Here is a 12,918-nt window from a genome sequence, read left to right as displayed (position 1 = left end):
GTCGCCCCGCTCCGTCCCGTAGCGGAGCGGAGTGGCCGGATGTCCGTTCCGAAAATCTACATCTACATGCATATCGCAGATGCGGGGGCCTTCGCTCCGCACCCCCGCACGACGTCGACGGGAGTACCCGCTGTGTCCGCACCGAACAACGTCACGTCCGCTCCGGACGGCCCGGAACCCGAACTGATCGCCCGGGCCCGCGCGGGCGACCGGGAGGCGTTCGCCACCCTCTACTACGACCACTACCGCCTCGTGTACAGCTTCCTGCTGGTCCGTACCCGCAACAGACACCTCGCGGAGGACCTGACCCAGGAGGTGTTCACCCGGGCGCTGCGACGTATCGACGCATACGTCTGGCAGGGCACGGCGTTCGCCGCCTGGCTGGTCACCATCGCCAAGAACCTCTATCTCGACGAACTCGGCCGCGGCCGCACCCGGCTGGAGACCCCGGTCGCCGAGTTCCTGGACCCACAGGGACCCGGCCGTGGCCCGGAGTCGCTAGCCCTGCGCGAACTCGAGGCCGTCGAGGCGCACGAAACGGTCCGCACCGCCCTGCACACGCTCAACGACCAGCAGCGCCACTGCGTCCAGCTGCGCTTCCTCGACGAACTGACGGCGCAGGAGACGGCCCTGGCGATGGGCCGCAGCGTCGGTGCCGTCAAGGCGCTCACCCACAGGGCGCTCCAGAAGCTGCGCTGGACGGCCGGGGCGGTGGCGGTGTGAACGGGAACGTCCTGCACGCCGCGCGCGTGATCCGCACGGTGCTGGCGACCGTCCGGACCGAACAGGCGGCGGCCGTGGCACACGCGCTGGACTCCGCCCGGCTCCTGGTCGACCCCGAGCGTTCCTTCGGCGTGGTGCTGTACCGCACACCGGACGGCGGCTGGTCCCGCACCGCGCGACCGGTCACCGAGCTGGAGCGGCAGGCCCTGACCTGGGACACCTCCTGCGCACGGGCGCGTGACGTCGCGCGCGCCATCGAACGGCACCTGGACACGCACCCCGGGCCGCACGCCGTCCGCGTCGACGGCGACCGGGTACAGGTCAGGCTGCGTGTCGACGGCCCCGCCCAATGGGCGCGCTGGCGCTCGTACTTCGGCATCGCGATCGTCGGTGAGCGGACCGAGCCCCACACGCTCACGGGCGAGGGGGAACGCGACGGAGTGCGGGTGACGGTGGTGGCCCTCGGCGCCTCCACCGCACCGCCGGAGCCGGCGGCGGGCGAGGAGAAGCGCCGGTTCCGGATCGGCGAGACCCTGTACGACCTGGCCTTACCGATGCGGGACGGGTACGGGGGCGTCTGGTACTTCGAGGGCCGCCGAAGCGGCGACGGCATGCCCCTGATGGCCCTCGACGGCCGGCCCGAGCGGTGCTCCCTCGCCAACGTGGTCGCCTACCTGGGCCCGTTGTCACCGGTGGGGCCCGACGAGGACGGCACGGTCCCCGGCCCGGCGCAGACCTCGCCGGCCCTGCCGGACCTGACGGAGCCGCGGGTAGCGCCCGTACGGCTGGACCTGCCGGTACCGCGGACGCTCCCGAAGGCGGCCGTACCGCACGTGCTCCCGAGCGCTCCGGGGCCGTGGGCGGCGGTGGACGTGTCGGAGGCCGGAGTGCGGCCGGAGATGCCACGACCACGGATGACGCCGGAACCACCGGAACAGGAAAGGGAACAGGGCCGGAAACAGGGACAGGGGCAAGGACAGGGACAGGAGCAGGGACAGGAGCAGGGACGAGGACAGGATCGGGAGCGGAAACAGGAACGGGAGCAGGCACGGGCGCCGGAGCCGGGGCCGCCGGAGCCGACGGGGCCGTCGGAGCGGCCGGCCTGGGGGGCCTGGGGGGAACCGTTCGGGCCGCTCGTACCGGCGGTGCCGGCGACCGGTCCGGCGGGGCCCGTCCGATGAGCGCCGGTCGGTCGAGGGGGCCGACCGGCGCCCGGGGAACGACGGACGAGGGGACCCGGGCATGGGAGTCACGTGCCGCCTGCCGGTACCAGGACGCGGAGCTGTGGTTCTCCCGCCGGTCCTCGTCCCGTGCCGTGGCCATCTGCGCGGCCTGTCCCGTACTGGCCCCGTGCCGGGCCGCCGTGCTCACCCGTGAGAAGGGACTGCCCAAGTGCCGTCGCGAAGGTGTCATCGCCGGTCTGACCGGCCCTCAGCGCCATGCCCTGGAGCGTCAGGCGGACCGGTCGCCGCCGGAGCCGCCCGCCGGTCCCGGGGCGCCCCGCGCGCCGGGCGGTGCGCCCCGGGGCCGGCCCGCCCCGTGCGGGACCCGGGCGGCCTACCAACGGCATCTGCGTCTGCGGGAGCCCGTCGACGAGGCCTGCCGTCGGGCCAACGCGCGCAGTGCCGGCCGATACCGCCGTACCGGCTCCACCCGCGGGCGCGACGAAGCCGCCCTGAGCCGCGAACGCCTGTGGGGCCCGGCCGGACCACCCGCCCCGCCCCGGAAGTGACCCCTCGTTCCCCGCCACCGGAGTACTTCATGTCCTTACCCTCACCGTCGACGGGCCGTCCGCCCGAAGAGCCCCGGTCCGACGGCTCCCGGAACCGCGGATCCCGAGCCGCCCGTCCCACCGGCCGCACGGCCGCACTGCGCCGCCTCTTCAGGCCGCGAGGCCGCGCTCCCGGGCCGGAGACCGCGGCGCGGCACAGCCCCTCCCCGGAACTGGACGACTGCCGCCGGGAACTGGCCCGCTGGCAGCGCCATGCCGACTCCTTCGAGCGGGAGCTGACCCGCGTCTCCTTTGAACGCGCGCACCTCCTCGCCTGGCTGGCGGCGCTGCACCCGTCGAGCGCGGTCGTCACGCCGGCCGCCGGCGCCGGACCGGACGGCACGCACCTGCTGCGACTCGTGGCCGGCGGACGGCAGCTGTCCTGGCGTCTGCCGCCCAGGGACATCCCGCTGTTCGCGCATGTCCCGTACACGGAGCACGCCATGGGACACGGGCAGCGGGACGGCCCCACCGCGGTGGAGCAGGCCGCGCACATCCGCAGTCACACCCGCCTGCTGGCACTCGAGGGGACGCTGTTCGCCACCCCCGCCGAGAGGCGGCCGCAGGCGCGATCGACCGAGCACTGACGCCGCACGGGACGGGCCTCGTGGCCCACCCACGAGACTCCGGTTGGCAGGCTCGGGAGGCACGTCGGCCGGACCCACAGCGCTCCCCTGCGGGGGGACCTCCAGCAGGGGAGCGCTGCCCGCCCACGACTCCACAACCTGATCGGCCTGCGGCCTGCGACTTGCGGCCCGGTAGTCGCGATGCCGTGACCGTGCGGTCCGCCGGGGTCCTGCCTCGCTACAGCCAGCTCGCGAACTCGAGCAGCAGTTCGGCGTCCCGTGTCCGGCCGACGCGGAGCGCCCGGACTCCCGACTCCACCGCCCGGAACAGCGTCCAGCCGCGCAGCCGCCCCTGGTCCAGTTCCAGCGACTCCGCGAGCCGCTTCACCCGGCGCCGGGTCGTCGTCGCCCCGGACGGCGAGGCGATCAGGTCCTCCACCCGGTCGCGGACCAGCCGGGCCAGGTCGAAGGCGCACTCGCCGACCACCGGGTCCGGACCCACCGCCAGCCACGGCATCCGCTCACCCGCCAGCACCTTGCTCTGCCGGAACGTGCCGTGCAGCAGCCGGTGCTCGGGCGGTCCCACCAGCAGCTCCGCACGCGCGGCGAGCGCCGCGTCCACCAGGGCGGCCACCTCGGGCTCCGCCTCGGCACTCGCCCGCATCGCCTGCGCCTGGCGCCCGGTCCGGTCGGCCACGGACTCGAAGGAGTGGCCGGCCGGTGGCTCCACCCACAGCCGCCGCAGCGTCCCCGCCGCCTCCAGCAGGGCCTTCGCCTCCGCCAGCGACCGCACCGACACATCGGGATGCAGCCGCTCGAGCAGCAGTGCGCCCGCCGTCTGCGGCTCCTCCAGCAACTGGACGGCGCCCAGGCCGTCCCAGTGCGTCAGCGCGGCCCGCTCCGCCTCCGGCCGGAACCGGGGTGGGGCCAGCTTCAGCACGGCGGGTGTCCCGTCCGCGCGCCGCACGAGCACGACCATGCTGGTCCGGCCCCCCGGCACCTGCACTCGATCGACCGTCAACTCGCGTAGGGCGACGGCCTGTCGGGCCGCCTCCGGCAGCTTCTCCAACCAGTCGTCACCGTCCGGTGCCGTCTCGCCGAGCGCCCTGACCAGACGCTGCGGCGGTTCGAAAGCCATGCGCGAGTCGTTTCCTTCCTGCTTCGGGTCAAGCCGCCGGTGTGCCCGAGGGCGCTGCCGCCGCCGGAGGCGTGGCCGCTGCCGGTACGGACGGCGAGCCCGTGGCCGGATCCGTACCGGTCCGCTCGGCGAGCCCAGGGAAGGCTACGCTCCCGCCGCGCCAGCGCACCGCACGGACCGCCGCCTCCCGCAGCGCGCCCGCGGCCTCCCGGCGCCGTGCGTCCCCGGCTGCCCGCACCAGGTCCGAGTACACCCCGGCCAGGCGCTCCTCCAGCTCGGTCGCGAGCCGGACCGCCGCCGCGGAGTCCGGTACCGGGAACGGCAGCGCGTATCCGGCGCTCGCGGCGACCGGCTCGGCCCCCAGGTCGCGCACCTCGCGCGCCAGCGCGTCCCGGCGCGCCCGGTGCGCGTCGTAGGCCGCCCGCGCCTCGGCGCTCCGAACCTCCCCGATCCGGCCGCCTACGACCCCGTACCCGTACACCGCGGCGTGTTCGGCGGCCAGTGCCGCCTGGAGCGCCGTCAGCTCCGCGCTCGTGGCCTCACTCATCGCGTCCCCTCCGTCAGCAGATAGGCGTGTGCCGCGCCGGCCGCCGCCACCGACGCCAGCAACCGGGCCAGCTCGCCCGGGACGTCCAGCAGCTCCGTCGCCCTGCGGTCGGCGAGCGCCCGCTCCGCCGCGGCCAGCCCGGCGAGCGCGTCCGTGTCGGTGATCGGCACGGCGGACGCCACGGCCGATGGCTCGGTCGGCGGAACCGGGGCGGAGCCGGTCGAGGAACCCGTGGGGGAGGCGGGGGTGGGGGAGTCGGGGGCGGAACCCGTCGCGGAAGGGGTCGCCTTCGCGGTGCCTCCGAAGGCCTCCACGTGCCGCAGGACCTCCGCCCGCAGCGGCTCCAGCCGTCCCGCCAGCGCCGGATGGACAGCGAGCACGGCGTCGTACCGTGCCACCAGCCCGCCGCTGTCCCGGGCGGCACGCGCGCGTGCCCGCTCGGCGACCGACGGGCTGCCGCTCGCGCTCTCCTCGGACTTCTCCGCACCGGACGAGCAGCCCACGAGCAGCACCGCTCCCGCGGCCGACGCGAGCAGGGATCTTCTGCGCGGCCCCGAGGGGGTTCGCGAGGGGAGGGGCAACGGCACGGCGGGCGTCCTCGGGGAACTCGTACGGAACTGGCGTCCTGGTGGGCGGGCGGGCCCGTGATCACCGTACCCGCGCGGCCGCCCCGTACCACTCAGCGGCACCGCACCGCGAGGGCCGCCACCCTCCGTGCACAGGTGGACGGCAACACACCCTGCGACCGGATACCCTTTGACCAGACACGCGCCCCATCCCACAACAGCACACGCGGCCGAGGAGTCACCCGGATGAGCACCACCCAGAGCGAGAGGCTGCGAGAGCTCCTGGAACCGCTCGTCGCCTCCCAGGGACTGGACCTCGAAGAGATCACCGTGGACTCCGTCGGACGCAAGCGGGTGCTGAGCGTCGTCGTCGACTCCGACTCCGGAGCGGACCTGGACCAGATCGCCGATGTGAGCCGCGCGCTCTCGGCGAAGCTCGACGAGACGGACGCGATGGGCGAGGGCGAGTACACCCTCGAGGTCGGCACCCCGGGCGCGGAGCGCGCGCTCACCGAGCACCGCCACTACGTCCGTGCCGTCGACCGGCTGGTGCGGTTCCAGCTGACCGAGGGCGGCGAGCTGGTCGCCCGGATCCTGACGGTCGACGACGAGGGACTCGACCTCGAGGTCCCCGGTGTGAAGGGCCGCAAGGCCACCACCCGCAGACTCACCTTCGGTGACATCGACAAGGCCCGCGTGCAGGTCGAGTTCAACCGCAAGGACAAGAGCGGCCGGCACGCCGAGCACGAGCACGACGAGCACGACGACGAGAACGACGAGAACGAGATGGAAGAGGAGGCGTAGCCGTGGACATCGACATGAGTGCCCTGCGGGGCTTGGTGCGGGAGAAGGAGATCTCCTTCGACCTGCTGGTCGAGGCGATCGAGTCGGCCCTCCTCATCGCCTACCACCGCACCGAGGGAAGCCGCCGTCACGCGCGCGTGGAGCTCAACCGGGAGACCGGACATGTGACCGTGTGGGCGAAGGAGGACCCCGAAGACCTCGAGGAGGGGCAGGAGCCCCGCCCGTTCGACGACACCCCGTCCGACTTCGGCCGGATCGCCGCCACGACGGCCAAGCAGGTGATCCTCCAGCGTCTGCGCGACGCCGAGGACGACGCGACGCTCGGCGAGTACGCCGGCCGTGAGGGCGACATCGTCACCGGTGTGGTCCAGCAGGGCCGCGACCCGAAGAACGTGCTCGTGGACATCGGCAAGCTGGAGGCCATCCTGCCGGTGCAGGAGCAGGTCCCCGGCGAGACGTATCCGCACGGCCTGCGCCTGCGGTCGTACGTCGTCCGGGTGGCGAAGGGTATGCGCGGCCCGTCCGTGACGCTCTCCCGCACCCACCCCAATCTGGTGAAGAAGCTCTTCGCCCTGGAGGTGCCGGAGATCGCCGACGGTTCGGTCGAGATCGCCGCCATCGCACGTGAGGCCGGTCACCGTACGAAGATCGCCGTCAGGTCCACCCGTTCGGGTCTGAACGCCAAGGGTGCCTGCATCGGCCCCATGGGCGGCCGGGTGCGCAACGTGATGGGCGAGCTGAACGGCGAGAAGATCGACATCGTCGACTGGTCGGACGACCCGGCCGAGATGGTGGCGAACGCGCTGTCCCCGGCCCGGGTCTCCAAGGTCGAGGTCGTCGACCTCGCGGCCCGCTCCGCGCGCGTGACGGTGCCGGACTACCAGCTGTCGCTGGCGATCGGCAAGGAAGGGCAGAACGCCCGGCTCGCCGCTCGGCTGACCGGCTGGCGCATCGACATCCGTCCGGACATCGAGCAGCCCACCGAGCAGACCGGCGAGTAGTCCCGCGGGTGGCCCGGCGGGTACGTCACCTGCCAGGTCACCCGGCTGGTGCCGACGGCAGGGGAATAGATCTCGGCCTGCCGGGGCTCAGATCACGACAGATGTAACGCGGCAACTGTTCGAATCCTGGCCCAAAGGGGTGAGGTCGCCGCGGGGAGGTAGACTTAAGAGTGTCTGGCCGGACGCACACCGGAGCATGCCCTGAACGCACCTGTGTGGGGTGCCGGGAGCGGGCGGCCAAGACGGAGCTGCTGCGCATCGTGGCGATCAAGGACGCATGCGTCCCCGATCCACGCGGTACGCTGCCCGGCCGGGGTGCGTACGTGCATCCCGCCCCGGCCTGTCTCGACCAGGCGGTACGCCGCCGGGCGTTCACGAGGGCGTTGCGAGCCCCGGGAGCGCTCGACACAAAGGCGTTGCGCCAGTACGTCGAGCAGACGACCGTTGCCGAACAGGCAACACCGTAAGAAGGCGTCGCACGGAACCTCCGTGCGGCTCTGGTACCCCGCGAGTTGGAAGTAGGTCGAGATTGCGATGAGCACTCGATGAGCACGCGATGAGTACGCCCATGAAGTAGCGACGGTCCGGACACACCCGGACCTAAAAGGAGCGAAGTGGCTAAGGTCCGGGTATACGAACTCGCCAAGGAGTTCGGGGTGGAGAGCAAGGCCGTCATGGCCAAGCTCCAGGAACTCGGTGAATTCGTCCGTTCGGCGTCTTCGACCATCGAAGCGCCCGTTGTCCGCAAGTTGACAGATGCCTTCCAGGGCGGCGGCAAGCCCGCCCCGCGCAAGGCAGCCCCCAGGCCCGGCGCGCCCTCACCGGCGCAGGCGGCCCGTCCGGGCCCGGCCGCACCTCGGCCGGCCGCCCCCAAGCCTCCCGCGGCGCAGACGCCCGCGGCTCCGGCGGCTCCCGCCGCCCCCGCCGCCCCGTCGGCCCCCGCGCCGGCGGCCTCCGGCCCGCGTCCGGGCCCCAAGCCCGCGCCGCGTCCGGCCCCGGCCGCCCCGGAGTTCACCGCTCCGCCGGCCGCTCCGGCCGCCCCCGCCGCTCCGGCCCAGTCGTCCGGCCCGCGGCCGGCCTCGCAGGGCCCGCGCCCCGGCGCGCCGCGCCCCGCCGGCCGTCCCGCGCCCGGTCAGGACCGTGGCGACCGCGGCGACCGTGGTGACCGCGGCCAGCGTCCGGCCGCCGCTCAGGGGCCGCGCCCCGGTGGCGCCGGTGCCCCGCGTCCGGGCGGTGCCCGTCCCTCGGGTCCGCGTCCGGGCAACAACCCCTTCACCTCCGGCGGCAACGCCGGCATGGCGCGCCCGCAGGCGCCCCGTCCGCAGGGCGCCCCGCGTCCCGGCGGCCCCGGTGGCGCTCCCGGCGCCGGTCCCCGTCCGCAGGGCCCCGGTGGCCAGGGCGGCGGTCCTCGTCCGCAGTCCCCGGGCGGCTCCCGTCCGTCTCCGGGCGGCATGCCCCGCCCGCAGGGCGCAGGCCCCGGCGGTCCGCGTCCCGGCGGCGGTCCGCGTCCCAACCCCGGCATGATGCCGCAGCGTCCCGCTGCCGGCCCGCGTCCCGGCGGTGGCCCCGGTGGCCGCGGTCCGGGTGGCGGCGGCGGTGCGGGTCGTCCCGGCGGCGGCGGTCGTCCCGGCGGCGGCGGCTTCGCCGGCCGTCCGGCCGGTCCCGGCGGCGGCGCCCGTCCCGGTGGCGGCGGCGGTTTCGCCGGTCGCCCCGGTGGCGGTGGCCCCGGCGGTGGCGGCGGCTTCGGTGGCGGCGGTGGCCGTCCCGGATTCGGCGGTCGTCCCGGCGGTCCCGGTGGCCGTGGTGGCACGCAGGGTGCCTTCGGTCGTCCCGGTGGTCCCGCGCGTCGCGGTCGCAAGTCGAAGCGCCAGAGGCGCCAGGAGTACGAGGCCATGCAGGCCCCGTCGGTCGGCGGCGTGATGCTGCCTCGCGGCAACGGACAGTCCGTCCGCCTGTCGCGCGGTGCCTCGCTCACCGACTTCGCGGAGAAGATCGGCGCCAACCCCGCGTCGCTCGTCGGCGTGATGATGAACCTCGGCGAGATGGTCACTGCCACGCAGTCCGTCTCCGACGAGACGCTGAAGCTCCTCGCGGACGAGATGAACTTCGTCCTCGAGATCGTCAGCCCCGAGGAGGAGGACCGCGAGCTGCTCGAGTCCTTCGACATCGAGTTCGGCGAGGACGAGGGTGGCGAGGAGTTCCTCGTCGCGCGTCCGCCGGTCGTGACCGTCATGGGTCACGTCGACCACGGTAAGACCCGACTGCTCGACACCATCCGCAAGACGAACGTCATCGCGGGCGAGGCCGGCGGCATCACGCAGCACATCGGTGCGTACCAGGTCGCCACCGAGGTCAACGGTGAAGAGCGCAGGATCACCTTCATCGACACCCCGGGTCACGAGGCGTTCACCGCCATGCGTGCCCGTGGTGCCAAGTCGACCGACATCGCGATCCTCGTGGTGGCGGCCAACGACGGTGTGATGCCCCAGACGATCGAGGCGCTGAACCACGCCAAGGCGGCCGACGTGCCGATCGTGGTCGCGGTCAACAAGATCGACGTCGAGGGCGCGGACCCGACCAAGGTGCGCGGTCAGCTCACCGAGTTCGGTCTGGTGGCCGAGGAGTACGGCGGCGACACGATGTTCGTCGACATCTCCGCCAAGCAGGGCCTCAACATCGAGAGCCTGCTGGAGGCCGTGGTCCTGACCGCGGACGCCTCGCTCGACCTGCGGGCCAACCCGGAGCAGGACGCGCAGGGCATCGCGATCGAGTCCCACCTCGACCGTGGCCGCGGCGCCGTCGCGACCGTCCTGGTCCAGCGAGGCACCCTGCGGGTCGGCGACACCATGGTGGTCGGCGACGCGTACGGCCGTGTCCGCGCGATGCTCGACGACAAGGGCGAGAACGTGGAAGAGGCGGGTCCCTCGACTCCGGTCCTCGTCCTCGGTCTCACCAACGTCCCGGGCGCCGGCGACAACTTCCTCGTCGTCGACGAGGACCGCACGGCCCGTCAGATCGCCGAGAAGCGCGCGGCGCGTGAGCGCAACGCCAACTTCGCCAGGCGCGGAGTCCGGTTCTCCCTGGAGAACCTGGACGAGGCGCTCAAGGCCGGTCTGGTGCAGGAACTCAACCTCATCATCAAGGGCGACGCGTCCGGTTCGGTGGAGGCTCTCGAGTCCTCGCTGCTCCAGCTCGACGTCGGCGAAGAGGTCGACATCCGCGTCCTGCACCGCGGTGTGGGTGCGGTCACCGAGTCGGACATCGACCTGGCGACCGGCTCCGACGCCATCGTCATCGGCTTCAACGTCCGTGCGGCCGGTCGTGCCGCGCAGATGGCGGAGCGCGAGGGCGTCGACGTCCGGTACTACTCGGTGATCTACCAGGCCATCGAGGAGATCGAGGCGGCCCTGAAGGGCATGCTGAAGCCGGAGTACGAGGAGGTCGAGCTCGGCACGGCGGAGATCCGCGAGGTCTTCAAGTCGTCCAAGCTGGGCAACATCGCCGGTGTCCTGGTCCGCTCGGGCGAGGTCAAGCGCAACACCAAGGCGCGCCTCATCCGCGACGGCAAGGTCATCGCGGAGAGCCTCACCATCTCCGGGCTGCGTCGCTTCAAGGACGACGTCACCGAGATCCGCGAAGGGTTCGAGGGCGGTATCAACCTCGGAAACTTCAACGACATCAAGATCGACGACGTCATCGCGACGTACGAGATGCGGGAGAAGCCGAGGGCGTAAGCGCCCAAGGTCCGTACCGGCCGGCGGGGGATCGCTCCCCGCCGGCCGGTACGGCGTCCGGCGGACGCATGAGCGAGGGAAAACCCCGTCGAGCCACCGCCCGGATCGTTGTACCGTTCGTGATGTCCCTGTCCCATGGACGGCAGGGCCATCGATCCCGTACCGGCGGGTGAACCGGTTACACATGTACGTGGGGACTCTGTCCTTCGACCTCCTCCTCGGCGACGTACGGTCGCTGAAGGAGAAGCGCTCCGTCGTCCGTCCGATCGTCGCCGAACTCCAGCGCAAGTACGCGGTGAGCGTGGCCGAGGTGGACGACCAGGACCTCCACCGCAGGACCAGGATCGGTCTCGCCGTGGTCTCCGGTGACGCGGAGCATCTGACCGATGTGCTGGACCGGTGCGAACGGCTGGTCGCCGCCCGCCCCGAAGTGGAGCTGCTGTCGGTCAGACGCCGCTTCCACGGCGAAGACGACTGACCGACCACAGAACGCAAGAGAAGAAGAAAGAACGGGAGACGGACCAGTGGCCGACAACGCGCGTGCCAAGAGGCTGGCGGACCTCATCCAGCAGGTGGTGGCCCAGAAGCTGCAGCGCGGGATCAAGGACCCGCGGCTCGGCTCCCACGTCACCATCACGGACACCCGGGTGACGGGTGACCTCAGGGAGGCGACGGTCTTCTACACGGTGTACGGGGACGACGAGGAGCGGGCGGCCGCGGCCGCCGGGCTGGAGAGCGCCAAGGGCGTCCTGCGCTCCGAGGTGGGCCGCGCGGCCGGCGTGAAGTTCACGCCGACGCTGGCCTTCGTCGCCGACGCCCTGCCGGACAACGCCCGCACCATCGACGACCTCCTCGACAAGGCGCGTGCCGCCGACGAGAAGGTCCGCGAGGTGTCCGCGGGTGCCGGGTACGCCGGCGACGCCGACCCGTACAAGAAGCCCGGTGACGAGGACGAGACGGACGACTCCGCCTGATGAACCGCAAGCAGACCCCGCCCGACGGCCTTGTCATCGTCGACAAGCCGTCGGGCTTCACTTCGCACGACGTCGTGGCCAAGATGCGCGGGATCGCCAAGACCCGCCGCGTCGGCCACGCCGGCACGCTCGACCCGATGGCGACGGGCGTCCTCGTCCTCGGCATCGAGCGGGCGACGAAACTCCTCGGGCACCTGGCGCTCACCGAGAAGGAATACCTGGGCACGGTCCGGCTGGGCCAGACGACCCTGACCGACGACGCGGAGGGCGAGATCACGGGGTCCACGGACGCCTCGAAGGTCACCCGGGACGCGATCGACGCGGGCGTCGCCAAGCTGAGCGGCGACATCATGCAGGTGCCGTCCAAGGTCAGCGCCATCAAGATCAACGGCGTCCGCTCCTACAAGCGGGCCCGCGACGGCGAGGACTTCGAGATCCCGGCCCGCCCGGTCACGGTCTCCTCCTTCTCCGTGTACGACGTCCGGGACGCGGTCGCCGAGGACGGCACCCCGGTCCTGGACCTGGTCGTGTCCGTCGTCTGCTCCTCCGGCACCTACATCCGGGCCCTCGCCCGCGACCTGGGTGCCGACCTCGGCGTCGGCGGCCACCTCACCGCCCTGCGCCGCACCCGCGTCGGCCCCTACAAGCTGGACTCGGCGAAGACGCTCGACCAACTCCAGCAGGAGTTCGGCGTGATGCCGATCGCCGAGGCGGCCACCGCCGCGTTCCCCCGCTGGGACGTGGACGCCAAGCGGGCCCAGCTGCTCACCAACGGCGTACGCCTGGAGATGCCCGGCGCGTACGTCGGCGCGGGCGCCGTGGCCGTCTTCGACCCCGAGGGCCGCTTCCTGGCCCTGGTCGAGGAACAGAAGGGCAAGGCGAAGAGCCTGGCCGTGTTCGGCTGAGTGTCGCGAAGCGTGCCGCGCGGTGCGGTTCGGCCGGGCGGCCCGAAGCGCGTCGCGTGGTGCCCGTGGAGCGGCGAACACGGGGTTGTGCTGCGCCGCCGCTCCACGGTCCCCCCTCGGTTCCCCCACCCCTAGGGTGTATCCAGCGGCCCTCGTTCATTCACCCGTCCGGGCAGGCGCTCGGAGTGA

At 72.9% G+C, this 12,918-nt stretch carries 13 protein-coding genes; 10 read left to right on the top strand and 3 right to left on the bottom strand.

Going from position 1 to position 12,918, the window contains the following annotated elements; translation table 11 throughout:
* Positions 1-132 precede the first annotated feature (132 nt).
* The 3 genes from ASD48_RS11305 (at position 133) to ASD48_RS43200 (ending at position 3,081) form a co-directional block, all read left to right on the top strand.
* Positions 133-723 carry a sigma-70 family RNA polymerase sigma factor gene (locus ASD48_RS11305; RefSeq protein WP_057601430.1) on the top strand — a complete coding sequence of 197 codons (591 nt, stop codon included), beginning with the start codon at positions 133-135 and terminating at the stop codon, positions 721-723.
* Complete coding sequence (locus ASD48_RS11300) at positions 720-1,904, top strand: BN159_2729 family protein (RefSeq protein WP_057601429.1); 1,185 nt, start codon at positions 720-722, stop codon at positions 1,902-1,904. The genes ASD48_RS11305 and ASD48_RS11300 overlap by 4 nt, the downstream gene beginning before the upstream one ends.
* Before the next feature lie 580 nt (positions 1,905-2,484).
* Positions 2,485-3,081, top strand: a complete 597-nt coding sequence (locus ASD48_RS43200; RefSeq protein ID WP_242432575.1) for a hypothetical protein — start codon at positions 2,485-2,487, stop codon at positions 3,079-3,081.
* A gap of 217 nt (positions 3,082-3,298) precedes the next feature.
* Here the strand turns inward: ASD48_RS43200 and ASD48_RS11285 are convergent, their stop codons facing one another.
* The 3 genes from ASD48_RS11285 to ASD48_RS11275 are packed head-to-tail and all read right to left on the bottom strand — an operon-like array spanning position 3,299 to position 5,332.
* The gene (locus ASD48_RS11285; protein WP_057601427.1) at positions 3,299-4,198 is read right to left on the bottom strand and encodes an aminoglycoside phosphotransferase family protein; all 900 of its coding nucleotides are present in this window, start codon (positions 4,196-4,198) and stop codon (positions 3,299-3,301) included.
* 28 nt (positions 4,199-4,226) lie between these two features.
* Positions 4,227-4,745 (bottom strand): ferritin-like domain-containing protein, encoded by a 519-nt coding sequence (locus ASD48_RS11280; protein ID WP_057601426.1) that lies wholly within the window; start codon positions 4,743-4,745, stop codon positions 4,227-4,229.
* Positions 4,742-5,332, bottom strand: coding sequence for a hypothetical protein (locus ASD48_RS11275; RefSeq protein WP_079073722.1), 591 nt, complete (start codon positions 5,330-5,332; stop codon positions 4,742-4,744). Before ASD48_RS11275 ends, ASD48_RS11280 begins: the two co-directional genes overlap by 4 nt.
* A gap of 225 nt (positions 5,333-5,557) precedes the next feature.
* Here ASD48_RS11275 and rimP point away from each other — a divergent pair, with 225 nt between their 5' ends.
* The 7 genes from rimP (at position 5,558) to truB (ending at position 12,729) form a co-directional block, all read left to right on the top strand.
* Positions 5,558-6,115, top strand: a complete 558-nt coding sequence (gene rimP / locus ASD48_RS11270) for a ribosome maturation factor RimP (protein WP_057601425.1) — start codon at positions 5,558-5,560, stop codon at positions 6,113-6,115.
* 2 nt (positions 6,116-6,117) lie between these two features.
* Complete coding sequence (gene nusA / locus ASD48_RS11265; RefSeq protein WP_057601424.1) at positions 6,118-7,116, top strand: transcription termination factor NusA; 999 nt, start codon at positions 6,118-6,120, stop codon at positions 7,114-7,116.
* A gap of 170 nt (positions 7,117-7,286) precedes the next feature.
* A complete protein-coding gene (locus ASD48_RS11260) occupies positions 7,287-7,583 on the top strand; it encodes a YlxR family protein (RefSeq protein ID WP_057601423.1) in 297 nt (98 codons plus the stop codon).
* Positions 7,584-7,730: 147 nt separating this feature from the next.
* Positions 7,731-10,850 carry a translation initiation factor IF-2 gene (infB, locus tag ASD48_RS41730; protein ID WP_079073721.1) on the top strand — a complete coding sequence of 1,040 codons (3,120 nt, stop codon included), beginning with the start codon at positions 7,731-7,733 and terminating at the stop codon, positions 10,848-10,850.
* Between the two features lie 184 nt (positions 10,851-11,034).
* Positions 11,035-11,328, top strand: a complete 294-nt coding sequence (locus ASD48_RS11245; protein WP_057601421.1) for a DUF503 domain-containing protein — start codon at positions 11,035-11,037, stop codon at positions 11,326-11,328.
* A 46-nt stretch (positions 11,329-11,374) separates the two neighbouring features.
* Entirely contained in the window at positions 11,375-11,824 is a 450-nt protein-coding gene (gene rbfA, locus ASD48_RS11240; RefSeq protein WP_054239652.1) for a 30S ribosome-binding factor RbfA, read from the top strand.
* Positions 11,824-12,729, top strand: a complete 906-nt coding sequence (truB, locus tag ASD48_RS11235; protein ID WP_057601420.1) for a tRNA pseudouridine(55) synthase TruB — start codon at positions 11,824-11,826, stop codon at positions 12,727-12,729. Before rbfA ends, truB begins: the two co-directional genes overlap by 1 nt.
* The last annotated feature ends 189 nt before the right edge of the window (positions 12,730-12,918 follow it).

Origin of the sequence: Streptomyces sp. Root1310 (assembly GCF_001426425.1) — a bacterium.
Lineage (GTDB): Bacteria > Actinomycetota > Actinomycetes > Streptomycetales > Streptomycetaceae > Streptomyces.
This window is presented reverse-complemented; position numbering and strand designations above follow the sequence as displayed.

Bases quoted from the DNA above. Each gene is read 5' to 3' on its own strand.
- ASD48_RS43200 (WP_242432575.1), top strand. From the start codon at position 2,485: ATGTCCTTACCCTCACCGTCGACGGGCCGTCCGCCCGAAGAGCCCCGG.
- ASD48_RS11285 (WP_057601427.1), bottom strand. From the start codon at position 4,198: ATGGCTTTCGAACCGCCGCAGCGTCTGGTCAGGGCGCTCGGCGAGACG.
- ASD48_RS11280 (WP_057601426.1), bottom strand. From the start codon at position 4,745: ATGAGTGAGGCCACGAGCGCGGAGCTGACGGCGCTCCAGGCGGCACTG.
- rimP (WP_057601425.1), top strand. From the start codon at position 5,558: ATGAGCACCACCCAGAGCGAGAGGCTGCGAGAGCTCCTGGAACCGCTC.
- ASD48_RS11245 (WP_057601421.1), top strand. From the start codon at position 11,035: ATGTACGTGGGGACTCTGTCCTTCGACCTCCTCCTCGGCGACGTACGG.
- truB (WP_057601420.1), top strand. From the start codon at position 11,824: ATGAACCGCAAGCAGACCCCGCCCGACGGCCTTGTCATCGTCGACAAG.